Here is a 24,055-nt window from a genome sequence, read left to right on the forward strand (position 1 = left end):
GACAACGTGACCTCCAGTGGGGTGCGGTCACAGTAGGAAGCGTCCCGCCCGCCCCGGAATGTGTCCGCGCTCCACAACCCGCCCACCACAAGGGCGTCACCACCTCTTGCGGGAAGCGCGCCGCGCTGCTAAGCCGACCGTCCGGCGCCCGACGACAGGGCGACCGTCAGGTCCGCCCCGGTGGCGGCCCGCACCTGGTCCACCGTCACCTCCGGTGCCAGTTCCCGCAGTAGCAGGCCGTCAGCCGTGATGTCGAGGACGGCGAGATCGGTGATCACCCGGTCCACGACCGCGGAGCCGGTGAGCGGCAGGGTGCACCGGGTCAGGAGTTTCGGCGACCCGTCCTTCGCGGTGTGTTCCATGAGCACGATCACCTGCCGGGCGCCGTGCACCAGGTCCATCGCACCGCCCATCCCCTTGACCATCTTCCCGGGGATCACCCAGTTCGCGAGATCGCCGGAGGCGGAGACCTGCATGGCGCCCAGCACGGCGACGTCGATGTGCCCGCCGCGGATCATCGCGAAGGAGAGCGCGGAGTCGAAGAACGAGGCGCCGGGCAGGATGGTCACCGTCTCCTTGCCCGCGTTGACCAGATCGGGGTCCACCTCGTCGTCGTACGGGTACGGGCCGGTGCCCAGGATGCCGTTCTCCGACTGGAGGACCACTTCGACACCGTCGGGCAGATGCTCCGGGATCAGTGTCGGCAGACCGATGCCGAGGTTGACGTACGCGCCGTCGCGCAGCTCACGGGCGGCGCGGGCGGCCATCCCCTCACGTGTGAGAGCCATGCTCCTCCGTCCCTTCCCGACGTGCGCGTACGGTGCGCCGTTCGACGCGTTTCCCGGCAGCCGGGTCCCCCGCCCGTACGGGAACCACCCGCTGGACGAAGATGCCTGGCAACTGGATCTCCTCGGGGCCGAGTTCGCCCGGTTCGACCAGCTCCTCCACCTCGGCGACGGTGACACGTCCGGCCATGGCCACCAGCGGATTGAAGTTACGGGCGGAGGCGTGGAACCGGAGATTGCCGTGCCGGTCGCCCACCGCCGCCCTGACCAGGGCGAAGTCCGTGGTGATGGCCTCTTCGAGCAGATGCTCGCGCCCGCCGAAGGCGCGTCTCTCGCGGGGCGGCGAGGCGACCGCGACCGAGCCGTCGGCGCCGTGGCGCCACGCGAGTCCGCCGTCGGCGATCGCGGTCCCCACGCCCGCCGGGGTGTAGAACGCCGGGATGCCGGAGCCGCCCGCGCGCAGCCGTTCGGCGAGGGTTCCCTGAGGTACCAGCTCCACCTCCAGTTCGCCGCTGAGGTACTGGCGCGCGAACTCCTTGTTCTCGCCCACGTAGGAGCTGGTCATCCGGGAGATCAGTCCGCGCCGCAGCAGCAGGCCGAGGCCCCCGTCGTCCACTCCGCAGTTGTTGGACACCACCCGCAGTTCGCCGGTCCCGCGCGCCAGCAGCGCGTCGATCAGCACCCCGGGGACACCGCACAGCCCGAAACCGCCCACCCCCAGCGACGATCCGCGCGAAATGTCCGCGACCGCGTCCGCCGCGCGGGCGACCACCTTGTCCACACTCATCCGAAGCCTTTCGTCGACTCCGCCCGAGACTAGGAACCGCCCCCCGTACCCGGCCATGGCGACGGACCACACAACTGTGCGGGCTCTCATGGCGTTTCGCCTGCCGTCCCGAAAGGTACATATCCCAAGGTCACCGCCCTGGACCCGGACCGTTCCCGGCCCGTGGTCGGGTGGTGCGGTGCGAGACCGAGGTGATCGACGACATGTTCGGATCCAGCGGTACGGCGGACGAGTCCGCGAACTCCCATTCTCCTCAATCCCCCCACGGCCGACCTGTGTTCACCGCCGACTTCTCGTCGCGGGACCAGTGGGTGGCCGGCCGTTCCTGGGCGTATCCGGACGGCGGCCCGACGAACCCGGGCGACGACAAACTGGACCACCTCACCGCGGACCCCGAGTACAGCCGATCCGGTGTATTCCGCGCGACGCGAATGCCCCAGGGCACCTGGAAAACGGGGCTGTTGACCACCGAGGGCAGCACCGACGGCTTCATGGTCCGCTCGGGGGACATCCTGGAGGCCCGGGTCCGCCTCCCCCGCGAGCAGGGGGCGTGGCCGGCGATCTGGACGTGGCTGGACGGCGGCAACGAGATCGACGTGTTCGAGTACCACCCGGACAATCCGGACCTGCTGGAGCTGTCGAACCATGTGAACGGCGGCCGGCGCTACTACCGCGACCGGGCGATCCGCCCCGGCGCCTGGGTGGACTTCGAGATCCACCTCGGTGCCCGCTCGGTCGTCTGGCACATCAACGGTGCCCGCGCCTTCGAGGACCGCACCGGCGTGGGCGGGAGCTGGCGGGCCCATCTCATCGTCAACCTCTCGGTCTGCGCGGGCCGCTACCACCCGCGCCCGGACCCGGCGACCACGGAGATGTCCTACGAGGTGAGCAGGCTCCGCGTCTACCGGCCCTGAGACGGGTGACCGCCGCCGCGACACCGCACGGCGGCCGTGCCCCGCGCGCTCAGCCCGCCCACTCGGGTGTGCCCGGCACGGCCCCGTTCGCCTCGACCCACCGACGGCGGTGCTCCGCCGCCAGGTCCTCCAGCAGCAACGCGAGGACGTCGGCCCGGCGCGCGGCGACGGAGCGGGTGCCCGCCCCCTCGGCACCGGGACTGTCGTCGGTACGCCGGCCGGCCGTAAGTCGCCGAACCAGGTGCCGGACGAGCAGGGCGATCGCGAAGGGAACCACATTGGCCAGGGTGGTCAGCGGGAAGTCGGCCCCGGCGCCCTGGTCGGGCGCCACCGACACCGTGCCGCTGCCACCGCCGCCCCGCAGCGCCGGCACGGCGAAGTAGAAACTGAGCAGCACGGTCATGGGGTCGTCGAAGGAGGCCCAGGCCGAGAGCAGGGTCTTCGCCCGGCGCGACATCCGGTGACGGGCACCCATGGCGGCCACGGAGAGCGGGGCGATCTGGGCGACCGCGATACCGAGCACGATGGCTTCCGGGCCCCCGACCATCACGGCGGAGATCAGCGCCGCTTTGAGCAGCACTCCCAGGGTGAGGGCCACCACCACCGCGCGGAGATTCTCCCGCACGTCGGCGGCCTCCAACTCGTGGGTGCTGCCGTAGAGACCGATCGCCAGCAGCACTCCGGCGGTGAAGGTGTAGAGCGGCAGGTCGGCCGGATTACCCGGCTCGGTCAGCAGACCGATCGCGAGACCGGCGACCAGTGCGCCGATCGCCATCAGCGAGGTGCGCCCCGACGGCGCATCGGCCGCCCGGCCGCGTAACCGCCACCGTCTCCGAACCACTCCCGGTGCTCCCCGCATCCGATCTCGCCACACAAGATCGACGCTCGGAATCAACCGCCGTTCGCCGGTCGACCGGACCACGGACTTCGCGCACATGACGGGGCATCATGCCGTAAGCGACGAAGCGTGAAGCGGCCTCGCCCGGCACTCCCCCCACCCGCTTGTCGGTCGCACATCGGGCGCGGCCGCCGTTCGAGACACCATCCCGGTCCGGCGGCGCGTCGGCCGGGAGTCATCACCCGAAGAGGCCGCCGAGAAGTCCGCCGAGCGGGTCCGTGTCGTCCGGCGGGGGGTCGGTCGGGGCGCCGTCGGAGGGGGTCGGGCCGCCGGAGCCCGCGCCGCCGTCGCCGGTGCCGCCCGTGGGGGACTGCGAGGTCGTGGCCTCCGGCGCGCTCGGGCTCCCCGTTGTCGCGGACGGCGACACGGCGCCGCTCTCCGTCGGGGCGGGGCGGGGTGAACCGCTGCCGCCGGACCGTGCGCCGGCCGAGGGCTCCGGGGCCTCTCCGGTGCGGGTGGTGTCTCCCGAACCCGGTGCGCCGCTGAAGCCCGGTCCGGCTTCCGGCGCACCGGAGACCGAATCCGCGGGAGTCGCCGTGGAGTTCGCCGGGGCCTCGTCCTCGCTCTCCGTCAAGCCCGGTACGGACAGCCAGGGCGGCGCGGAACCTCCGCCGATCACCGCACCGCCGATCACGACGGCGCAAAAGACCCCGGTGCCGGCCAGGACCCAGCCGAGCCGTCGGAGCCGTCGCAGACGCCTCCCGCGCGGAGCGGTCGTGTCGTCGTCGTGCGGCGGCGACTCGCCGTCGTACGACAAGGACGGCACGGACGGCACGGACGGCGCGGACGGCGCGGACGTAACGGGCTCCGGCGCCGTCTCCACCGGCACCGAATCCGACTCGGGCTCGGACTCCGGCTCGGGCTTCGTCTTCACCGGCTCGGGCTCGGAAGCTTCGGGAACTTCGGGGGTCTCAGGAGCCTCGGGAGCCGGCTCGACAGTCTCGGCAGGCTCGACGTCGACCGCCCCCGCCGACCCCGTATCCGCGCCCCGCACGGTCGACTCGGCGGCCATCCCCGCGACCACCCGCTCCAGCCTGTCGAGGCGGTCGCTCAGGTCCGACGCGTCGTCGCGGGGAGTCCTCGCCCGCTCGGCATCGCCAGCTGCCCCGTGCTTTTCCACAACCGCCCCGCTCAGTGCGTCCCAGTCGTACGACGGATATCCAGCGTCACCAATGAGACTAGTACTACCGCACAGGAGGCCCGCTCCGTCCGTCGCCCTGCTTCACACCCCTCGGACACGCGCGGCGCCGGGGCCGCGCAACGCGTCGACCGCGATGCGGGCCGCGGTGCCGATGACGGCGTCCGCCGCGGGCAGCGTGGCCGCGGGGCTGGCCGCGCGGGTGAACACCGCGACGGCGTACCGGCCGTGGTCCGGGTACTCGATGACGCCGACCTCGTTGCGGAGGGTGGGCGCGCTGCCGGTCTTGCCCGCGACGTGGACGTCGTCGAAGGGGAACCCCGAGGCCAGCCGGTGCGGCCACACCTGGAGCGCGAGCAGACGGCGTACGGCGGCTCCGTGTTCGGGGGTGCATGCCTCGTCCCGCCAGATCGCGCCGAGCAGACGGGTCATGTCGCGCGGGGTGCTGTGGTTGGTGCGTGCGGGGTCCAGCGCGCGCATACGGGCGAGGACTTGAGGATCGGCCAGGGCCCCCGGGCCGCCCTGCCCGGCGTCCTCCCTGATGGTGGCGATGAAGTCGCGGAAGGTCTGGACCGCGTGGGTACGGGTGAGCCCCAGGCGCTGGGTGGTGCCGTTGACGGCGTCGAGGCCGACACGTTCCAGGAGGAGGTCGGCGGCGGTGTTGTCGCTGACGGCCATCATCAGATAGGCCGCGTCACGCAGCGAGAGACGGGCCGGGTCGAGCATGGCGGAGAGCCCGGTCGGCCCCGCCGTACGGCCATCCCCCGGGCACTCGGTCTGGTCCGTCAGATCCAGGCGCCCCGTCTCGGCGTGCTGATGGAGCGCGACGAGCAGACAGAGCTTGTGGACGCTCGCGGTGACGACGGACCGGTCCGCGCCCACGTCGATCTGGGCGCCGGAGTCGATGTCCGCGGCGTGCAGCCAGCCGGTGACACCGGCGTCGGCGAAGGCGGCGCGGATCCGGTCGCGCGGGTGGGCACGGGCGGCCGTACGGGCGGAGGGCTCGGTCATATCCAGTACTCCGCCGCCGGGCGCAGACGCGGTGGACCGGCGGACAGGTCGGGGCCGGCGGTGGCGGTACGGCCCAGTGCATCGGTGACGGTGTCGGCGAAGGCGCGTACGGCGGCGTCGCCCCGCCCCTTGGGCCAGGCCGCCGAGTGACGCCAGGCCAGCGGCGCGCCGCTCAGCGGGCGCCACGTGAGGTCGCGGTCTCCCGGACCGTGGGCGTCGCGCGGGCCGAAGGCGATGGCCCGGCCGCCCAGGAGCAGACCGCGGATGAAGCTCGGGCCCTGGCCGTGCCGGACCGCGGTGGGGGTGTAGCCGTGGCGGGCGCAGGTGGTGAGCAGTTCGTCGTGCACGGCCGGTGCGTGGGCGCGTGGGAAGAGGATCAGGTCGTATCCGGTCAGCGCGGAGAGCGGGACGGTTTCGAGGCGCGCCTGCGTGGCGTCCTGCGGCAGCAGGACGCCCAGTTCATGGCGCAGTACGGGGCCGAGCTCCAGCCCGGACACGTCACAGGGGTGGTGGATGAGCCCGACGTCCAGGTCGTGCGAGGCGAGTCGGGCCAGTTGCTCGGCAGTCGTCAGCTCGTGCAGTTCCAGTTCGACTCCGCCCTCGCGCTCCTGGAACCCGGCCAGGATCGCGGCGACGCTCTCGCCGGTGATGTCGGCCGGCAGCGCGGCGCGCAGCAATCCGCTGTGGCCCTCCTGGATACGGCGGGCCGTGGCCATCAGCGCCTCGGAGTGGGCCAGCAGCTGACGGGCATCGTCCAGCAGCAGCGCACCGCCCTTGGTGATCGTCACCTGTCGGCTGGTCCGCTCGAAGAGGCGTACGCCCAACTCCCGCTCCAGACGCCGGATGCGCTGCGACAGGGGTGGTTGAGCCACGCCGAGACGCTGGGCGGCTCGGCCGAAATGTAACTCTTCCGCAACAGCCACAAAGCTCTGCAGGTGCCTTATCAGGTCCACGACCAGGAACCATACCGTCGGTTGATCGATCCATGAGTCATACCGGTCTTGGACGTGAACGGCCGGGCGTTGTTCTCCTCTGGTCGAAGGAGGTACGGACCGGCGACAGGCGAACCCGCGGCCGAACAGGCCCCCTGGAAAGACCGGACCGCCCCGATTCACCCGCATCTCGGCGTCCGAACAGGCGCCCCCGAGAGGAAAGCCGCCACCACATGTCGACCCGTACGCGTACCACTGCCGCCGTTCCCCGCCGTGCCGCGCTCGCCACCCTGAGCAGCCTGGCGACTCTCCCGCTCATCGGCTGCGGCACGAGCACCCGAGAGGACGCGCCACAGTCCGGCTCCGGTCCCGGCTCCACACCGTCGCCGTCCGCGCCGTCGTCCTCCACCGAGTCGTCGACGGGGAGCACGAAGGCCGCGTTCGCCCGGCTGGAGCGCCGGATCGACGCCCGGCTCGGCGTCTACGCGATCGACACCGGCAACGGCCGCTCCATTACCCACCGGCCCGACGAGCGCTTCGCCTACGCCTCCACCTGCAAGGCGCTTCTCGCCGCCGTCATGCTCGACAGGTACTCCCTCAGACAGCTCGACCGGCTCGTACGCTACGACCGCAACGATCTCGCCGGCGCCGGCTACTCGCCGATCACCGAGAAGCACATCGCCACGGGGCTGACCCTGCGTGAACTGTGCGACGCGACCGTCCGCTACAGCGACAACGGTGCGGCCAACCTGCTCTTCCGCGAACTCGGCGGCCCCAAGAGCCTCCAGAGCGCCCTCGCCTCCATCGGCGACCGCGTCACCCGGTGCGACCGCTACGAGGACGCGCTCAGCGCCGCGGTCCCCGGCGACCTCCGCGACACCAGCACTCCGCGCGCCCTCGCCACCGATCTGCGTGCCTACGTCGTGGACGACGCCCTCGCACCGGACAAGCGGGCCGTGCTGACGGACTGGCTCAAGCGCAACACCACCGGCGACAAGGTCATCCGGGCGGGTGCCCCGGACGGGTGGCAGGTCGGCGACAAGACCGGCACCGGCGGCTACGGCACCCGCAACGACATCGCTGTCGTCTGGCCCCCGAAGGCCGCCCCGATCGCCATCGCCGTCCTCTCCCGCCGTGACTTCAAGGACGCCGAGCCGGACGACGCCCTCATCGCCGAGGCCGCCGGGATCACCCTCAACGCCCTGGCGTAGCCGTCACGGCATCTACGGGGGCGAGTTGGCGGGCCTCCGTCGATTCGATACGTGCCGCCTGCGGCTCCGTGACGATGTCGCACACCCAGTCCCAGTGCAGCGCCACGAGGTCGCCGGGAGCGAGGCCCGGGATCAGCGAGCGGCCTCCCGTCGACCAGCGCGCGGACTCCTGACGGGGCGGTCCGGGGATCAGCGCCGTACCCGTCCAGGTCAGCGGGCGGGACTCGACCGTGGCCGACTCGCCGTCGACCGCGCGGACCACGCCCGTCCGGATACGGCACCGGTCGAGGACCGACAGCGCCGTGGGGTTGCCCGAGGAGCGCAGCACTCCGGCCCAGGGGTAGACGTCGAAGACCTGGAAGCTGTGGTGGGCGAGGGCGCGGTCGCCCGCGTCGCGCCACGTGCCGCCCGACTGGCCGCGGAAGCGGTCGCGCATCCGGGCCAGCAGGGCCGCCGGGTCGGCCCGGTCCAGGAGGTCGTTGCCGATCCAGTACGCCTCGACGACGCGCTCGTCCAGCGGGTCGTCGAGACCGGAGGACTCGGCGAGGAATTCGAGATAGCACCAGGCGCCGTCGAACTGGCGGGCGCCGTGCTCGATGCCCTCGGTGTCCGTGGGGCGCAGCAGGGCCGTGGGGTCCGCGGGGCCACAGTAGCCGAGTTCGTTGGGCGGGTAGGCGTACCGCGCGAAGAGGATCGCGCCGCGCTCGCTCATTTCAGCAGATCCTCGGGAGCTGTTCGCCGACGGGCAGGCCGACGACCCGGGTGCCGCCGAGGCCCGTCCTGGCGACCACCATGCCGGGGTGTCCGGTGACGCAGGTGCCGATCCGGCGGGCCCGGCGGCCCAGCGGGTGCGCCGTCAGGGCGGCGAGGACCCGGTCGGCGCAGTCGGCGGGCACGATCGCGAGCAGCTTGCCCTCGTTCGCGACCTGGAGGGGGTCGAGCCCGAGGAGGCTGCACGCATCGCGCACGGTGTCCGGTACGGGCAGGTCCCGCTCGATCAGTTCGACGCCGACCGCCGACGCGGTGGCGATCTCGTTCAGCGAGGCGGCGACGCCGCCGCGCGTGGGGTCGCGCAGGACGTGCACGTCGGCGCCGGTGGCGAGCATCGCGGCGACGAGCCCGTGCAGGGCGGCGGTGTCGCTCTCGACCGTCGTGCCGAAGTCCAGGCCGTCCCGGCAGCTCATGACCGCCACGCCGTGCACCCCGATGTCGCCGCTGATCAGCACGGCGTCGCCGGGCGCGGCGCGGCGCGGGCCGATGTCGACACCGGCGGGGATCACTCCGATCCCCGAGGTGTTGACGTAGACGCCGTCCCCGCTGCCGCTGTCGACGACCTTGGTGTCTCCGGTGACCAGCCGGACCCCGGCCGCCCGCGCCGCCGCGCCCATGTCCTGGGCGATCCGGCCGAGATCGGTGAGGGCGGTGCCCTCCTGGAGGATGAACGCGGACGACATGAACAGGGGTGTCGCGCCCGACATCGCGAGGTCGTTGACGGTGCCGTTGACGGCGAGGTCCCCGATGGAGCCGCCGGGGAAGAACATCGGCTTGACCACGAACGAGTCGGTGGAGAAGGCGAGTCGGGTGCCTTCGCCGACGGTGACTACGGCGGAGTCGCCGAGTTCGGCCGCCGCGGCGGAGCCGTACGCGGGGAGGAACAGGTGCTCGACCAGTTCGGCCGACATCGCCCCGCCGCCGCCGTGGCCCATGACGACCGCGGGGGTGGTGCGGAGGGGGACGGGGCAGGCCCAGTTCTCGAAGTCGAGGTCGTCGCCGGCGGGGGCGGTCGTGGGGGCGGGTACGTGGCTGGTCGTCCCGGTCTCGGTCACTTGGCATCGACCAGTTCGAGTCGGCGGTAGGTGAAGTACGCGGCGCACGCGCCCTCGGAGGAGACCATCGTGGCGCCCAGCGGGTTCCTGGGGGTGCACTCCTTGCCGAAGGCGGCGCACTCGTGCGGTTTGATCAGCCCCTGGAGTACGTCGCCGGAGCGGCACAGAGAGGATTCGGCGGTACGGATGCCCGCGACGTCGAACCGGCGCTCGGCGTCGAACTCCGCGTACCTCCCGGACAGTCGCCATCCGCTGTCCGGGATCATGCCGATCCCGCGCCAGGTCCGGTCGGTGACCTCGAAGACGTCGCGCAGCATCTCCATGGCGGGGAGGTTGCCCTCGTCACGTACGGCGCGGGGGTAGGCGTTCTCCACTTCGTGGCGGCCCTGTTCGAGTTGCAGGATCGTGCGGCGGACGCCTTCGAGGATGTCGAGCGGTTCGAACCCCGTGACGACGACGGGGACTTGGTACTTCTCCGCGAGCGGCGGGTACTGGGAGGTCCCCATCACGCTGCACACGTGCCCGGCGGCGAGGAACGCCTGGACCCGGCAGGTGGGGGACTCCATGATGGCGGCGATGGCGGGCGGTACGAGCACATGCGAGACGAGCAGTGAGAAGTTCCGTACGCCGAGCCGCCGGGCCTGATGGACCGTCATGGCGTTGGCGGGGGCGGTCGTCTCGAAGCCGATGCCGAAGAAGACGACTTCCTTGTCGGGGTTGTCGCGGGCGATCTTCAGCGCGTCGAGCGGGGAGTACACCACGCGTACGTCGCCGCCGGCGCTCTTGACCGAGAACAGGTCCTGGCCGCTGCCCGGCACGCGCAGCATGTCTCCGAAGGAGCAGAAGACGACGCCGGGCCGGGCCGCGATCGCCAGTGCCCGGTCGATGATCTCCAGCGGGGTCACACAGACCGGGCAGCCCGGCCCGTGGATCATCTCCACCCCGTCGGGCAGCAGTTGGTCGATGCCGTGCCGGATGATCGAGTGGGTCTGGCCGCCGCAGACCTCCATCATCGCCCAGGGGCGGGTGGTGGCCGCGTGGATCTCGTCGACCAGCCGTCTGGCGAGGCCGGGGTCGCTGAACTCGTCGAGGTACTTCACAGTCCGCTGCCTTCCGCTTCCACTGATTCCCGCTGCCTTGCGGCGAGTTCGAAACCGTCACCGAACTCCTCCTCAAGGAGCCCGAGCTGCTCGAAGTTCGCCAGCGTCTGCCGGGCCGACGCCTCGTCGAGCCGCTGGATGGCGAAGCCGACGTGGACGACGACGTATTCGCCGATCTCCGCGTCGGGGATGTACTGGAGGCAGACCTCCTTGCGTACGCCGCCGAAGTCGACCTGGGCCATCAGGACGCCGTCGGCCTCGGCGGTGCTGAGCACCCGCCCGGGGACTGCCAGACACATGGTGTCGCTTCCTTCTCTCTGGATGGGTGACTCCGGCGCCGGGTCAGCCGGACGCCGCGACCAGCAGTTGCCCGAAAGCCACGCCGCCGTCGTTGGGCGGCAGCAGAACGGGACGCAGGACCGTGAAGTCCCTTGCTTGCAGGGCCCGTTCGGTCGATGCCAGCAGGACGGCGTTCTGGAATACCCCGCCTCCCAGAGCCACCGCACCGAGCCCGGTCCGCCGCCGGAACAGCTCCGCGAGGTCGACGGTGAGGACCGCGACGGCCGCGTGGAAACGCGCGGCGACCAGCTCCGGCGAGGTCCCCGCGCTCACGTCGGAGACCACCGCCCGGATCACCGGGCCGGGGTCGGCGACGACCGGCTCACCGGGGTCCGCCGGGTACACGAGGGCGAACGCGTAGGCGTCGGCGTCCGGTCCGGGCTCCCCCGCCGCCGATCTGGCCAGCCCCTCCAGCGCGATCGCGGCCTCCGCCTCGTACGCCACCTCGTGCCGTACGCCCGCCAGTGAGGCGACGGCGTCGAAGAGCCGGCCCATGCTGGATGTCGGCACACAGCCGAAGCCCGTCGCGAACTGGTGGGCCAGCACGTCGCGTTCCCTGGCCGGGCAGGCGGCGACGGCGGGCAGCTTCTCGTCCCAGTCGATCCCGGCGGCGTACAGATGGGCGAGCGCCATGCGGTAGGGCCGCAGCACGCTCGCGTCACCGCCCGCGAGGGGTACGTAGGCCAAGTGGGCGGCCCTGCGATACGACTTGTAGTCGGCGATCAGTGCCTCGCCGCCCCACACCGCGCCGTCGGCGCCGTGGCCGGTGCCGTCGTAGGCGAAGCCGATGACGCTCTCGCCGGGTCCGATGCCGTGTTCGCCGAGCACGGCCGCGATGTGCGCGTGGTGGTGCTGCACGGTGCGTACGGCCCGGCCCTTGGCGTGCGCGCGGGCCCAGGCGCCGGAGCGGTAGCCGGGGTGGGAGTCGGCCACGAGCTGTTCCGGTTCGACACCGGTCAGCGCCCCGAGGTGGTCGGCGGTGCGGGTCAGCGCGTCCACCGTGGAGAGGTCGTCCATGTCGCCGATGTGCTGGGAGACCCAGGCGTAGCCGCCCTCGCCGAGCGCGCAGGTGTTCTTCAGGTCGGCGCCGGCCGCCAGCAGCGGCGGGATGTCGAAGGGCAGCGCGAGGGGCAGCGGCGCGTACCCGCGTGACCTCCGTACGGGCAGTTCGGCGCCCGCGACGAACCGGCTGACCGAGTCGTCGCACGGCACCCGGATCGGACGGTCGTGCCGCAGCCAGGCGTCCACCAGCGGGGCGAGTTCGGTCAGCGCCCGCGCGTCGTCGGTGACGATCGGCTCACCGGAGCGGTTGCCGGAGGTCATCACCAGCACGTCGGGTCCGGGGGTGTCGTCGCCGATACCGAAGAGGAGGGTGTGCAGAGGGGTGTACGGGAGCAGCACGCCGAGGTCCGGATTGCCGGGCGCGACGGCTTCCGCGACTCCTCCGGAGACGGGCGGTGTGCGCCGGGGCAGCAGCACGATCGGCTTTCTGGTGCCGGCCAGGAGCGCCCGCTCGTCGTCCGTGACCGTCACCAGCTCCCCGGCGACGTCGAGGTCCGCGACCATGACGGCGAAGGGCTTGCCGCCGCGCCGCTTGCGGCGGCGCAGTTCGGTGACGGCCGCCTCGTCGCGGGCGTCGCACGCGAGGTGGTAGCCGCCGAGCCCCTTGACGGCGACGATCTTCCCCTCGGCGAGCAACCGCCGTGCGGCGCGCAGCGCTTCGTCGCCGTGGTGGGTCGCCCGGCCGTCCTCGCCGATCAGTTCGAGACGGGGCCCGCAGGCGTGACAGGCGATGGGCTGGGCGTGGAAGCGGCGGTCGCGCGGGTCGTCGTACTCCGCGCGGCAGTCGTCGCACATCTCGAACGCCGCCATGGTCGTCGCCGCGCGGTCGTAGGGCATGCCGGTGACGATGGTGAAGCGCGGACCGCAGTGTGTGCAGGTGATGAAGGGGTGGCGGTGGCGCCGGTCCGCGGGGTCGCGCAGTTCGGTCAGACAGTCCCGGCAGGTCGCGGTGTCGGGCGAGACCAGGGTGCGGACCCGGTCGGCGGCGCTGGAGTCGGCGATGACGAACTCCGCTCCCCCGGTGGGTGGTTGGTCCGTCTCGGCCACCGACGCCACGACGGCCAGCGGGGGTGGGTCGGTGCGCAGTCGGCGCCCGAACTCCGCGACCGCTCCGGGGTCGCCCTCCACCTCGGCGACGACGCCGCTGCCGGTGTTGGTGACGGAGCCGGTGAGCGCGAGTGCGGCGGCGGTGACATACACGAACGGGCGGAAGCCCACGCCCTGGACGACGCCGCGCACCTCGAACCGGCGCCGGACGCACGGTTGTCGCGCGTCGGCGGAGGCGCTCTCGGCCGTCGGTCGGTGCTCCGTCTCGCCGCCCGCGCCCTCGCGGGCGCCGCTGCCCATCATCTCCAGCCCCGACAGGGCTTGCGCCGCCTTCGTCTCGTCGATGATCTCCATCGCGAAACCCATGTGCAGCAGGACCCAGTCGCCCGCGGCCGGGGGCGTGTCCAGCATGCCGATGTTGATACGGCGCCGGGCGCCCTCCACGTCGACGAGGGCGAGCTGGTCCGCGTACCCCTCGACGATCTCCACGACTCGCCCGGGGATGCCGAGACACATGATCAGGACCTCCGGGTCCGGGCGGGTGCGGGTTCCTGCGTGGGTGTGCGCGGCGCGGGCCCGGCCGCCGTCAGCCGTCGGACCAGCGCGCGCACCTCCGCCACCGCTTCGGGTACGGCGGCGGCGACGGCCTCGCTGAGGCCGATGCCTTCCTCGACGCCGGCGGGGGTGCACCCCACAACGTGGGTGAGCGGAAGCGTACCGCCCAGTTGGCCCAGATTTGCCAGGACAGATACCGGATTCATGCCGTGTGCGTCGAATTCACCCGTACCGAGGTCGTCGGGGCCGACCTCCAGGACCGTCAGCTCGCCGGGCGCGCCGCCGCCGGGGCAGGCGTCGACCAGGACGAGCGCGTCGTACCCGTCGAGCAGGTCGTACGCCAGGTGCATGCCCCGGATGCCGTAGTCGACGACCCGGACGCCCGGGGGGAGCGGCGGCCCGGGGTCGGCGACGAGCCGCCGTACGACCTCCGGGCCGAATCCGTCGTCTCCGAGGAAGAGATTGCCGATGCCGGCGACGAGCAGGCCACCGGTCACGTCAGGACTGGTCCTCGGCGCGCGACGTGCCGCCGTGATGGGAAGGCCCGGTGCCTCCGTCCCCGGACCGTGACCGCTTCGTCCGGTCGGCGGGCCGTTCGTCGCCGGGCGAGCGGGTGGCGCCCTTCCCGGTCCTCTCGGGATCGGCGGACTTCATGTCGGGGTCCTCGACGGGGCCGGTCGCGCCGCCAGTCCTGGCACCGTCCCTGGTCGACGTCTCCTTGTCACCGACGTCGGCCCTCTTGCGGCGGCCCTCGTACGGCGGAACGGCGCGGTCGCCGGTGTCGATGTCGTCGGGTCGGCGCTCTTCCTTCGCCATGCTGTGCTCCCTGGGTCTGGGGGTACGGGGTTCCCGGCGGGACGCCGGTCCGGCGTCAGTTGCCGCCGGACCGGAGGTTCGGGGAGTCCGGGTCGATGGGGTCGCCCGGTTTGACGGAGGTGTCCGACTTCTTGTCGGAACCGCCGGACGGCCGGTCGGCGGGACCCGCGGACGGCTGGTCGGAACCGGTGTCGCGCGACCCCTTGGGGCCCCGCTCCGACTGCGGCTCTTCGTCGTGGCGGCCACGCTTCTTGTCAGTCATCGGATGCTCTTCTCACTCGCGCCACGCGCTCACATCGAGCGCATCTTGACGTATCTGCGGATGTCGGGGATCGATCGCACACCGACGGCGACGACCACGGCCGCCACGGCGGCGGCCGCACCCGTGGTGATCATTCCGAGGATTCTCACGATGGGTTCTCCTTCCTGTGTTCCGTTGGAGTGGGGAGGTCGTCACCCCGGCGGGGGTCCGCGTCGGGCAGCGGTTCCAGTTCGTCGGGGGCGAAGTAGAAGTAGCGGCCGTACCAGTCGTGCATGTCGGCCGCCGGGTCGTCGACCAGGACGAGGGCGACATGCACGCCGCCGTCGACGTCCGAGAGCACGGCCGTCACCCGCGCCACCTGGCCGGCGAAGAAGAGGTCCTGCGCGTCGGCGCGACGGGACGGGTGGACGCGCACGAGGCTGCCCTTGGCGACGGCGACCCCTTCGATGACCACGGAGTCGGAGTCGGGCGCCACCGAGGCGTCGGCCGCCGGGTCCCACCAGGGCGCGCCGCCGGTGTCGAAGGCGGCGGGCTCGGCGTCCCGCAGATCGCCGCGGGAGCCCGGGGCGGCAGGTGGCCGGGCGGGGCCGTGCGTCTCGCGCAGAAGGCCGTGGAGCTGTTGCAGTTCGCCCGCCGACATCGCGTCGCAGCGGTGGATGATCTCGCGGGCCAGCGGGTCGGTGGCCCGCGCCTCGGCCTTCTCCTCCTCCGTCATGGTCATCACCCGCAGGGTGAGGATCTCGTCGATCTCGGTGGAGTCGAACAGGGCGCCGGGGCTCTGTTCGGCGATCTCGGGGTGGTCATAGAGGATGATCGGCGCACCCAGCACGGTGTCCGTGGAGCCCTTCGCACCGGCCAGGACCGGCCAGCATCTGCGCTGTCGGCACCGGGCGGCGGCGGGTGCGGCCTCGTGCGGGGGCTCGCGCAGGGAGATGAACTCGGCGCCGTGGGCCCGCAGGAGCAGATGGGTGCCGATCAGCGAGGCGCGGATGGCGGCGTCCTTGTCGGTGGCGGTCGCGGGGTGCTCGTTGTCCACCGAGACCGAGAGCCGCAGACAGCCGCCGTCGCGGGTCGTGCGGGTACGGACGCGGACCGTCAGCGGTTCGCGGCGCCGTACGACTCGCCCGGCCGGCGCACCGTGCTCGTCCGTCAGCGGTTCGGCGTCCTCGCCGCCGGGGACGGTGCGCAGTTCGTCGGTCGAGCCGGGCACCGTGCCCAACGGGACGGATCCCAGGTCGAGTTCGCACTCGACGGCCTCGTCCCAGCTCAGGACGGACACACCGGCCACGTCGAGTGCACCGACGGTCGTGTGGCTCCCGTCCGGCTCCCGGCGCTGCACCTCGCGCACCTGGAGCTGGAGGAAACGGAGCCGGACGCTCACCGCGGCGGTGGCAGCCGACGCGTCGTCAGGGGCCTTGAGCAGGGCCTGCATCGCCATGCCTGGTTCCTCGGCGAAGCTGCCGGGCGCGGCGTCGGGCGGGCCGAGGACGCCGAACTGCCAGCGGGACCGGTTCTTGTGGGAGCTGGCTCGGTACGGGTACAGCAGGTAGCCCTCGTACAGCACCGCGTCGGCGATCGCACGGACATGGTCGAGCCCCACGGGGGCGGCGGGGGTCACCGGGGTCATGTGACCACCTCGCCGATCTCGTCGGCGGCGGTCCGCTTCCGCGCGTCCGCCAGCAGCGTCGTCACCGTCTCGTCCCAGCTGATCAGTCCGCGTCGTTCACGGAAGTCCGCGAAGCGCGCGAGCACGTCGTGATCCAGTCTGATCCAGCCGGAGTTGGGGAAGTGGTGGGCGATCATCCGCCGCCAGACGGCGACCGGCAGCTGGTACCGCGCCTCGCAGTCCCAGGGCACCTGCCGCACCCCGAAGCCCGAACCGCCGCCGTTGCCACCGTTCTTGGAGAAGACGGTGCCCGAGAAGAGCAGGCTGATCGGCACCGTCCCTTCCCCGAGCGCGTGCAGGTAGCGGGAGCCGATGACGTCGAAGTCGTAGGTGCAGGGCAGTGCGATGTCGACCTCGGTGGAGCCGGTGAAGCCCTGCACGGTCGTGTGGCACTGCATCCACTGGAACGGCCGCAGCGTGTCCGACCAGCGCTCGCGTTCCCCGAACAGAGCGCGCAGGGAGTCCTGTTCGGCTTCGCCGTAGTGGCGGCGCTGCGGTTCGATACGGACCTGGCAGCGCAGCACGATCGCGTGGATCCGCTCGTCCGAGCCGTCCTCGATCCGCAGCCTCGCGGTCAGCTGGGGCGCGGCGGTGTACGGCTCGGCGACGATGTCCCGTACGGAGAACTCCAGGCCGGGGGCGGTGGGGCCGCTCATGAGGTCCCGCCCGCGGCGTAGGGAGTGCGCACGGTCGTGGCGTCGCCCGCGGCCGAGTGGCCGCCCCTGCCCGCCGGATCGGCGGGCCGGCTGCGGGAGCGGACGTGCTCGAAGAAGTCGTCCATCGCGGCGTGCGCCTCCTGGCCGCCGTCGAAGCCGCGCCACAACGCGCGCAGTCGGCCGACCAGTTCGTAGCAGGCGTCGATCGGGACGAGATGGCAGGACGCGACCACTTCGCGCCCTCCGCCGCCGCCCGCCTCCATACGGCGTACGAGCAGTGCCTCGACGTCCGGGCGCAGTACGGCCAGTCCGGGATTGGCCTCGACGATGGTCGCCCAGGCGTCCAGGGGCAGTTCGGATTCGGTGGCCCCGGCGGGGCCGGGATAGAAGGCGATGGTGCGGTCCTGCGCGGAGTTGCGGAACACGAAGGCCAGACCCACCGGGATCTGGAGTTCGTCCCAGGTGCGCGCGTCCAACGGGAGCCCGTCGAAGCTCAGATACCGGTCGGGGACGGTGCGGTAGCGCAGTTCCGCGCCCTCTTCCGTGAACAGGAGAGAGCAGGCCCGGCAGCCGCACATCAGACTGCGGCTCTCCAGATTCACCACGTGCCGGTGTTCCTCGCCGATCGGCGCGGCGCACATCTCGCACCGCTCGCCGGCGGCCGGACCGGGCCGGCCGCGGCTGACCCGGAGCAGAGCGGCGACCGGTGACGCGGCACGGCCCGTGGGTACGGCACGGCCCCGGGGCGCGCTCATGTCGCGACCACGGAGGGGGCCGGTACGGGCGACGGCACGGCCACCGAGGCCGACGCGCCGTCCGCCAGGAGCGGCAACGGGTCAAGATGGGCCCCGTTCGCCTCCGCGTCGAGGCAGGCACCGGCGCGCCGTACGTCGTAGTGGGCGCGGCAGGCGGGGCAGCTCAGCACCCCGTCACCGGAGTCGCCCCCGAGCCGCCGGGCCAGCGTGGCGCCCTCCATGGGGCGTTCGCACCGGGCGCACCGGTCGCGGAAGGCGAACAGGTCGGGCCCGATCCGGCAGGCGACGACCGGCAGCCCGCCGACGGTGAAGCGCTCGACGCCGCCGGACTCCAGGGCGAGCAGGGCGGGAACCGGCTCCCAGGTCGCGCCCGCGTCACCGGCACCCGTCCCGGGCCCGGTCTCGTGGAGCCGGGAGAACAGGGCGTCCACCGGCACCAGCGGGCCCGTGGCTCCGGCGGCCGTCTCGTCGGCGGCCTCGACCTCGATCGTGGTGATCTCCGGTGCCGCGGCCTCCACCGCGCCCCGCACCGCCAGCGCGAGCGTGGCGGAGGAGGACGGGCAGCCGTCACAACTGCCCAGCAGCCGCAGCCGTACGGCCCCTTCGTCCGTGACGTCCACCAACTCCACGTCCCCGCCGTGCGAGCCGAGATACGGCCGTACGCTCTCCAGCGCGTTCTCGACCCTGGCGGCCACGCTGTACGGGTGCAGTCCGTGCACCAGCAGGACACTGGCCACCAGGTCGTCGGCGGCGAGGGCGGCCAGGATCTCGTCGTCGAGCCGCCCGTGCTCGTGGACGAGGTCGAGGAGCCGTTCCAGACCGGCGCCGTAGAAGTCGGTGACCAGCCGCACCAGTTCCTCGCTGCGCTCGCGTGCCACCACGCCGCCGGCCGCGCTCGCGGCGATCAGGGTGTCGATGCGTTCCCCGGTCGCCCGCCACTCCTCGGACCTCGCGCCCCCGGGGTTCGGGGCCCGCCCGGGCCTCGTGGGCTGCTCGGGCTTCCGGGTCTCGTCGGCCCGCCGCCGCACCATGTCGCGGACGTCTTCCACGTCACTCACTGCCCGCGGACTGCGTGGGCGAGTGCAGCAGCTCCAGTTTCCTGCCCTCGCCGAGATACATGTGGACGCCGCAGGGCAGACAGGGGTCGAAGCTGCGGACCGTACGCATGATGTCGATGCCCTTGAAGTTCTCCCGGTCGTTCTCCTCGAAGATCGGCTGGCCCTGCACCGCGTCCTCGTAGGGCCCCGGCGTCCCGTAGGTGTCGCGGGGGCTCGCGTTCCACGGGGTCGGCGGGTACGGGTGGTAGTTGGCGATCTTGCCGTCCCTGATCACCATGTGGTGCGAGAGCACGCCGCGTACGGCCTCGGTGAAGCCGCAGCCGACGCCCTCCTCGGGCACCTCGAACTTCTCCCACGTCTTGGTGCGGCCCGCCCGGATCTCCACCAGCGCCTTCTCGGCGAAGTGCAGTGCGCAGGCCGCCGCGTACGCCTGGAAGTAGGTCCGCGCCCGGTTGCGCTCGATGGTGTTGCTCCAGCGCGGGACGTGCCATTCCAGCTCGACCGGGCCCTTGAGCGCGGTCTTGGGAAGGTTGATCTTGACGCTCTTGCCGGTGGCCTGGATGTAGCCGATGTCGACGAGGCCGGCCAGTGCGGTGACCCACAGCCGGGCGAGCGGGCCACCGCCGGTGTCGAGCGCGAGGTAGTCCTTGCCGTCGAACCAGCGCGGTGACATGACCCAGCTGTACTTGTCGCCCAGGTCGCGCTTCTGCGGCTGCGGGTTGGTGTGCTGGTTCCACGGGTGCCGCCGGTCGACCGGATTGCCGAGCGGGTCGTGGGTCACGAACATCTCCTGCTCTTCCCAGTCGTTGTAGTACGACGAGCCGAGCAGGATGCGGATGCCGAGGTTGATCTTCACCAGGTCGGTGGTGACAAGTTTGCCGTCCACGACGACGCCGGGGGTCACGTACATCTTCCGGCCCCAGTCGGTCATGTCCTTGTACTCGAAGTTGCAGTGCTCGGGGTCCTGGAAGGAGCCCCAGCAGCCCAGCAGGATACGGCGGTTGCCGACCTTCTCGTAGCCGGGCAGCGCCTCGTAGAAGAAGTCGAACAGGTCGTCGTGCATGGGCACGACCTTCTTCATGAACTCCACGTAGCGCTGGAGGCGGGTGATGTAGTCCGTCATCAGCTGGATGGTCGCCACCGTGCCCACCCCGCCGGGGTAGAGCGTGGAGGGGTGCACGTGGCGGCCCTCCATGAGGCAGAACATCTCGCGCGTCATACGGCTGACCTGGAGGGCTTCGCGGTAGAACTCGCCGGTGAAGGGGTTCAGCGAGCGCATGATGTCGCCGATGGTCCGGTACCCGTGGTCGTCCGCGTGCGGCGAAACGGTGCGGTTGGCCTGCTCCAGTACGCCGGGGTTGGTCTCGGCGACCATTTTCTCGCAGTAGTCGACCCCTACCAGGTTCTCCTGGAAGATGTTGTGGTCGAACATGTACTCGGCGGCCTCGCCGAGATTCACGATCCACTCACCGAGATGCGGCGGCTTCACGCCGTACGCCATGTTCTGCGCGTAACAGGAACAAGTGGCGTGGTTGTCGCCGCAGATTCCGCAGATGCGGCTGGTGATGAAGTGGGCGTCGCGTGGGTCCTTGCCCTTCATGAAGACCGAATAGCCGCGGAAGATCGAGCTGGTGCTGTGGCACTCGGCGACGACCTTCTGCTTGAAGTCGATCTTCGTGTAGATGCCCAGACTCCCGACGATTCGGGTGATGGGATCCCACGCCATCTCCACCAGTTCGTCCTTGCCCTGGCTCGTCGCCGTCATGGGGCCGCCTCTTCTTCCGTGTCGCTGTTCGTCGAGCGATGAGTTACCAGGTGGGTGCCCCACCGGCCGGTCGATTCGCGGCCGATGGGGCACCTTTCGGATCGGACTACCAGGTGCGCGTGGCACCCGTGGTGAGCTGCTTACCGCGTCTGCGCCATTTGGGCTCGCGGTCGAGTGTGTGTGTCGTGATGCCGCGCAGGCGCCGCATGGTCGCCCCGTACATTCCGACGGCATTCGTGGAGAGTTTTCCGCCCGGGGGCTCGTCCATGAACGGCATGAATTTGTCCGGGAATCCCGGCATGGTGCAGCCGATGCAGATGCCGCCGACGTTGGGGCAGCCACCGATGCCGTTCATCCAGCCGCGCTTGGGCACGTTGCACTTGACCGCGGGGCCCCAGCAGCCGAGTTTTACGATGCACTTGGGTGAGCCGTACTCCGTCGCGAAGTCGCCCTGCTCGTAGTAGCCGGCCCGGTCGCAGCCCTCGTGCACGGTCTGGCCGAACAGCCAGGTCGGACGCAGCGCGTCGTCGAGGGGGATCATCGGGGCCTGGTCGGTGGCCATGTAGAGCAGATAGGTGAGCGTCTCCGAGAGGTTGTCCGGCTGGATGGGGCAGCCGGGGACGCACACGATGGGGATCCCGGCCTTGGACTTCCAGTCCCAGCCCAGGTAGTCGGGCACTCCCATGGCGCCGGTGGGATTGCCAGCCATGGCGTGGATGCCGCCGTAGGTCGCGCACGTGCCGACCGCGACGACAGCCGTGGCCTTCGGTGTCAGCCGGTCGAGCCACTCGCTGGTGGTCATAGGCTGCCCGGTCGCCGGGTCGTTCCCGAAGCCCGACCAGTAACCCTCTTCCTTCAGCTTCTCGTTGGGAATGGAGCCTTCGACGACCAGGACGAAGGGCTCCAGTTCCCCGCGGTCCGCCTTGAAGAACCACTCCAGGAAGTCGTCCGCGCCGCCGTTGGGCCCGCATTCGAAATCGATCAGCGGCCAGTGCACGGCGATCCGCGGAAGACCGGGCAGCGCGCCGAGTGCGATCTCCTCGATACTGGGCTGGGTCGCGGCGGTCAGTGCGACCGAATCCCCGTCACAGCTCAGTCCGGCATTGATCCACAGAACGTGAATCAGCGTGTCCTCTGCTTTTTTCGCCGCTTCTGTCGGCATAGCACCGCTGCCTTCCGGGATTGGCCCACCCGATACCCATGAACCTCATGGGTGTGGCGTCGCTCACATTGCTACCATCTACGATCCGGCAGAGCGTTCTGTCAACACGGGTTTCGTCCGGGCGGCCCTGCTTTTCGCGCCGGCGAATCAGAGCCGATCGAGTGAATTACGGGGAAGGCTGGACGGTCGAATGCATGAATTGTCAATCACTCAGAGCATTGTCGACGCGGTGTGCGAGCGCGCGGCGGGCAGGCCGGTGCGCACGGTCAGCGTCCGCGTGGGAGCTCTGACGGCGGTGGTCCCCGATTCGATGCGGTTCTGCTTCGATCTGACCACCGCGGGCACGGTCGCCGAAGGCGCCGCCCTGGAGATCGAACAACCTCCGGGAACGGCGCACTGCGTGGCGTGTTCGCGGGACTTCACGCTGGCCGATCTTGTATTGCTGTGTCCGTGCGGGAGCGCCGACGTGCGGATCACGTCGGGACAGGAACTCCAGATCATCTCCATGAGAGTGGGCTGACCCTATGTGCGGTACGTGCGGTTGCTCCGGCGGAGGCGAAGGGGGCGGCGGGACGCGGATCGCCGTACCCCACACGCACCCGCACGGCGGCGAGACCATCACCCTCGAACAGCGGGTCCTCGCCAAGAACGAGGGCCTGGCCGCCGGCAACCGTGCCTGGCTCGCCGAACAGGGCATCGTGGCGGTGAACATGATGAGTTCGCCGGGCGCAGGCAAGACCACTCTCCTGGAGCGCACCATCCGGGACTTCGCCGGACGGCGCCCGGTCTCGGTCATCGAGGGCGACCAGGAGACGACGCTCGACGCCGACCGGATCAAGCGGGCGGGCAGCACCGTGGTCCAGGTCAACACCGGCGCGGGCTGCCATCTGGACGCGGAGATGATGCGGGACGCGCTCACGACCCTGACACCGCCGACCGGATCGCTCGTCCTGGTCGAGAACGTGGGCAACCTGGTCTGCCCCGCCCTCTTCGACCTCGGGGAGCGGAGCCGGGTCGTGATCATCTCGGTGACCGAGGGCACGGACAAGCCGCTCAAGTACCCCTATATCTTCGCCGCCGCGGATCTGGTGATCGTCAACAAGATCGACCTGCTGCCCTACGTCGACTTCGACGTCGCCCGCTGCGAGGAGTACGCCCGCTCCGTCAACCCGGGCCTGACGATGCTGACGCTGTCGGCGACGACGGGCGAGGGGACGCGGAGCTGGTACGACTGGGTGGCCGAGCAGGACTGAGCCGGAGAGCGCCCCGCCCGGTCCTTCAGGTGGACGGCCGTCACCCCGGGTGCGGTACGCGCCTCCAGTCGGTGCGGTTCCGGATCTCGACGGTGTCGATGCCGTGGGACCGCTCCAGGTCGACCTGCCACCACGCCCCGGTTCGGGGGTTCCGCCGTGTGGGTCGTGGTGTTGTCGCGGCAGATGGTCCCCGCCGGCCTCGCCGTCGACGGCGCGGGAGGCGACGGCGTCCCATGCGGCGCTCGACCGCGTCGCCATCCTGCCGCGCGCCACGTCGGGCCCCGGACCGAGGATGTGTACGGAATCCGAATTCGGTTGCGCATTCATGGGGCGGGAGCGCCCGTCGGCATGTCTTTGCAATCTGACTTTGCATGACGGGGCATTCGTGCCGACCGCGCAGTGGCACACGGTACGGTCGTCACAGCTCCGAGTAAGGGGCCCATCGGTTCGTCGGGTATTTCCGTAGCGATTCCCCTTGCGGAGCGGTGGACCGCGTTTCGCGATGAGCCACCGGAAGGAGACGTGTTGAATCCGCGCCCCCGAGCCCTCCGTGTCACCGGTGCCCGTAGCCGGCCGGTGAATCAGCGCAGTCTCCTCGGCCTCGCCGCATTCGTGCAGCTGCACAGAATTCATTACCTGTCCTACGCACGGGCCAGACTGCTCGACGAGAGCGCGAGCGAGGCAGCCGTCGACGCGACCATCTCGGCCGTTGCGGGCCGGTGGAGCGAACTCCTGCGCAACGCGCGCCCCGCGGCGGACGCCTGGCAGCAGTTGCGCGCGCAGATCCAGGCGGCGAGCCGGGACACGGCGGCCGGACAGGATCCGGCGGTCGGGCGGCTGTACCACGCCCTTTCCCAGAACACGGCGGACACCGCGCTGCTGCGCTGGCGGCTCTCCATGACGCCCGAGGCCATAGCCGATCTGATGGGTATCGACATTCCGACGGTGACCGCGTCCCTCCTGACGGCCCGGCGGCAGTTCTCCGACACGGCACTGAGACAACTGGAGCACCACGCTTCCCAGCCGTGACATCTCCGGAACTCGCGGTGGTGCGCCC

At 71.2% G+C, this 24,055-nt stretch carries 25 protein-coding genes; 5 read left to right on the forward strand and 20 right to left on the reverse strand.

Annotation, left to right across the window (positions count from 1 at the left end; genetic code table 11):
* Positions 1 to 128 precede the first annotated feature (128 nt).
* Both SSPS47_RS02730 and SSPS47_RS02735 read right to left on the reverse strand, forming a co-directional pair.
* Positions 129 to 788 carry a CoA transferase subunit B gene (locus SSPS47_RS02730; protein ID WP_164248422.1) on the reverse strand — a complete coding sequence of 220 codons (660 nt, stop codon included), beginning with the start codon at positions 786 to 788 and terminating at the stop codon, positions 129 to 131.
* Positions 772 to 1,572 carry a CoA transferase subunit A gene (locus SSPS47_RS02735; protein WP_164248423.1) on the reverse strand — a complete coding sequence of 267 codons (801 nt, stop codon included), beginning with the start codon at positions 1,570 to 1,572 and terminating at the stop codon, positions 772 to 774. The genes SSPS47_RS02730 and SSPS47_RS02735 overlap by 17 nt, the downstream gene beginning before the upstream one ends.
* 203 nt (positions 1,573 to 1,775) lie before the next feature.
* Between SSPS47_RS02735 and SSPS47_RS02740 the strand changes: the two genes are divergently transcribed.
* Entirely contained in the window at positions 1,776 to 2,486 is a 711-nt protein-coding gene (locus SSPS47_RS02740; protein ID WP_164248425.1) for a family 16 glycosylhydrolase, read from the forward strand.
* A 49-nt stretch (positions 2,487 to 2,535) separates the two neighbouring features.
* Here the strand turns inward: SSPS47_RS02740 and SSPS47_RS02745 are convergent, their stop codons facing one another.
* The 4 genes from SSPS47_RS02745 to SSPS47_RS02760 all read right to left on the reverse strand — a co-directional run bounded on the left by SSPS47_RS02745 (position 2,536) and on the right by SSPS47_RS02760 (position 6,456).
* Positions 2,536 to 3,261 carry a cation:proton antiporter gene (locus SSPS47_RS02745; RefSeq protein WP_164248426.1) on the reverse strand — a complete coding sequence of 242 codons (726 nt, stop codon included), beginning with the start codon at positions 3,259 to 3,261 and terminating at the stop codon, positions 2,536 to 2,538.
* A gap of 301 nt (positions 3,262 to 3,562) precedes the next feature.
* Positions 3,563 to 4,504, reverse strand: coding sequence for a hypothetical protein (locus tag SSPS47_RS02750; RefSeq protein WP_164248428.1), 942 nt, complete (start codon positions 4,502 to 4,504; stop codon positions 3,563 to 3,565).
* 102 nt (positions 4,505 to 4,606) lie between these two features.
* Complete coding sequence (locus tag SSPS47_RS02755; RefSeq protein WP_164248430.1) at positions 4,607 to 5,533, reverse strand: serine hydrolase; 927 nt, start codon at positions 5,531 to 5,533, stop codon at positions 4,607 to 4,609.
* Positions 5,530 to 6,456 (reverse strand): LysR family transcriptional regulator, encoded by a 927-nt coding sequence (locus SSPS47_RS02760; protein ID WP_239064749.1) that lies wholly within the window; start codon positions 6,454 to 6,456, stop codon positions 5,530 to 5,532. Before SSPS47_RS02760 ends, SSPS47_RS02755 begins: the two co-directional genes overlap by 4 nt.
* 242 nt (positions 6,457 to 6,698) lie before the next feature.
* Here SSPS47_RS02760 and bla point away from each other — a divergent pair, with 242 nt between their 5' ends.
* On the forward strand, positions 6,699 to 7,676 hold the full coding sequence (gene bla, locus SSPS47_RS02765) for a class A beta-lactamase (RefSeq protein ID WP_164248434.1): 978 nt from the start codon (positions 6,699 to 6,701) through the stop codon (positions 7,674 to 7,676).
* On the opposite strand, the gene SSPS47_RS02770 is transcribed toward bla, so the two are convergent.
* The 14 genes from SSPS47_RS02770 to SSPS47_RS02835 all read right to left on the reverse strand — a co-directional run bounded on the left by SSPS47_RS02770 (position 7,660) and on the right by SSPS47_RS02835 (position 21,745).
* The gene (locus SSPS47_RS02770) at positions 7,660 to 8,388 is read right to left on the reverse strand and encodes a DUF6390 family protein (RefSeq protein WP_164248436.1); all 729 of its coding nucleotides are present in this window, start codon (positions 8,386 to 8,388) and stop codon (positions 7,660 to 7,662) included. The genes bla and SSPS47_RS02770 overlap by 17 nt on opposite strands.
* Position 8,389: 1 nt before the next feature.
* Complete coding sequence (hypE, locus tag SSPS47_RS02775) at positions 8,390 to 9,382, reverse strand: hydrogenase expression/formation protein HypE (RefSeq protein WP_164254360.1); 993 nt, start codon at positions 9,380 to 9,382, stop codon at positions 8,390 to 8,392.
* 116 nt (positions 9,383 to 9,498) lie between these two features.
* Positions 9,499 to 10,602 (reverse strand): hydrogenase formation protein HypD, encoded by a 1,104-nt coding sequence (gene hypD / locus SSPS47_RS02780; RefSeq protein ID WP_164248438.1) that lies wholly within the window; start codon positions 10,600 to 10,602, stop codon positions 9,499 to 9,501.
* Positions 10,599 to 10,901: a HypC/HybG/HupF family hydrogenase formation chaperone gene (locus SSPS47_RS02785; protein ID WP_147875806.1), complete on the reverse strand. Its 303-nt coding sequence runs from the start codon at positions 10,899 to 10,901 to the stop codon at positions 10,599 to 10,601. Before SSPS47_RS02785 ends, hypD begins: the two co-directional genes overlap by 4 nt.
* Positions 10,902 to 10,944: 43 nt before the next feature.
* A complete protein-coding gene (gene hypF, locus SSPS47_RS02790; RefSeq protein ID WP_164248440.1) occupies positions 10,945 to 13,566 on the reverse strand; it encodes a carbamoyltransferase HypF in 2,622 nt (873 codons plus the stop codon).
* A 2-nt stretch (positions 13,567 to 13,568) separates the two neighbouring features.
* Positions 13,569 to 14,102, reverse strand: coding sequence for a hydrogenase maturation protease (locus SSPS47_RS02795; RefSeq protein WP_147875808.1), 534 nt, complete (start codon positions 14,100 to 14,102; stop codon positions 13,569 to 13,571).
* A gap of 1 nt (position 14,103) precedes the next feature.
* On the reverse strand, positions 14,104 to 14,421 hold the full coding sequence (locus SSPS47_RS02800; RefSeq protein WP_164248442.1) for a hypothetical protein: 318 nt from the start codon (positions 14,419 to 14,421) through the stop codon (positions 14,104 to 14,106).
* A 55-nt stretch (positions 14,422 to 14,476) separates the two neighbouring features.
* Positions 14,477 to 14,683: a hypothetical protein gene (locus SSPS47_RS02805; RefSeq protein WP_147875810.1), complete on the reverse strand. Its 207-nt coding sequence runs from the start codon at positions 14,681 to 14,683 to the stop codon at positions 14,477 to 14,479.
* A 145-nt stretch (positions 14,684 to 14,828) separates the two neighbouring features.
* Entirely contained in the window at positions 14,829 to 16,310 is a 1,482-nt protein-coding gene (locus SSPS47_RS02810; protein WP_203557766.1) for a hypothetical protein, read from the reverse strand.
* Positions 16,307 to 17,005 carry a DUF6084 family protein gene (locus SSPS47_RS02815; RefSeq protein WP_164248444.1) on the reverse strand — a complete coding sequence of 233 codons (699 nt, stop codon included), beginning with the start codon at positions 17,003 to 17,005 and terminating at the stop codon, positions 16,307 to 16,309. Before SSPS47_RS02815 ends, SSPS47_RS02810 begins: the two co-directional genes overlap by 4 nt.
* Positions 17,002 to 17,760 (reverse strand): DUF5947 family protein, encoded by a 759-nt coding sequence (locus tag SSPS47_RS02820; RefSeq protein ID WP_203557767.1) that lies wholly within the window; start codon positions 17,758 to 17,760, stop codon positions 17,002 to 17,004. The genes SSPS47_RS02815 and SSPS47_RS02820 overlap by 4 nt, the downstream gene beginning before the upstream one ends.
* On the reverse strand, positions 17,757 to 18,818 hold the full coding sequence (locus SSPS47_RS02825; RefSeq protein ID WP_203557768.1) for a NifU family protein: 1,062 nt from the start codon (positions 18,816 to 18,818) through the stop codon (positions 17,757 to 17,759). Before SSPS47_RS02825 ends, SSPS47_RS02820 begins: the two co-directional genes overlap by 4 nt.
* Positions 18,811 to 20,583: a nickel-dependent hydrogenase large subunit gene (locus tag SSPS47_RS02830; RefSeq protein ID WP_147875812.1), complete on the reverse strand. Its 1,773-nt coding sequence runs from the start codon at positions 20,581 to 20,583 to the stop codon at positions 18,811 to 18,813. Before SSPS47_RS02830 ends, SSPS47_RS02825 begins: the two co-directional genes overlap by 8 nt.
* Positions 20,584 to 20,689: 106 nt before the next feature.
* On the reverse strand, positions 20,690 to 21,745 hold the full coding sequence (locus SSPS47_RS02835; RefSeq protein WP_164248446.1) for a hydrogenase expression protein HypE: 1,056 nt from the start codon (positions 21,743 to 21,745) through the stop codon (positions 20,690 to 20,692).
* A gap of 199 nt (positions 21,746 to 21,944) precedes the next feature.
* Here SSPS47_RS02835 and SSPS47_RS02840 point away from each other — a divergent pair, with 199 nt between their 5' ends.
* The 3 genes from SSPS47_RS02840 to SSPS47_RS02850 all read left to right on the forward strand — a co-directional run bounded on the left by SSPS47_RS02840 (position 21,945) and on the right by SSPS47_RS02850 (position 24,027).
* Positions 21,945 to 22,265: a hydrogenase maturation nickel metallochaperone HypA gene (locus SSPS47_RS02840; RefSeq protein WP_203557769.1), complete on the forward strand. Its 321-nt coding sequence runs from the start codon at positions 21,945 to 21,947 to the stop codon at positions 22,263 to 22,265.
* A 4-nt stretch (positions 22,266 to 22,269) separates the two neighbouring features.
* Positions 22,270 to 22,998 carry a hydrogenase nickel incorporation protein HypB gene (hypB, locus tag SSPS47_RS02845; protein ID WP_164248450.1) on the forward strand — a complete coding sequence of 243 codons (729 nt, stop codon included), beginning with the start codon at positions 22,270 to 22,272 and terminating at the stop codon, positions 22,996 to 22,998.
* 576 nt (positions 22,999 to 23,574) lie between these two features.
* Positions 23,575 to 24,027, forward strand: coding sequence for a hypothetical protein (locus tag SSPS47_RS02850; protein WP_147875816.1), 453 nt, complete (start codon positions 23,575 to 23,577; stop codon positions 24,025 to 24,027).
* Positions 24,028 to 24,055: the final 28 nt, after the last annotated feature.

Origin of the sequence: Streptomyces sp. S4.7 (genome assembly GCF_010384365.1) — a bacterium.
Classification (GTDB): Bacteria; Actinomycetota; Actinomycetes; order Streptomycetales; family Streptomycetaceae; genus Streptomyces.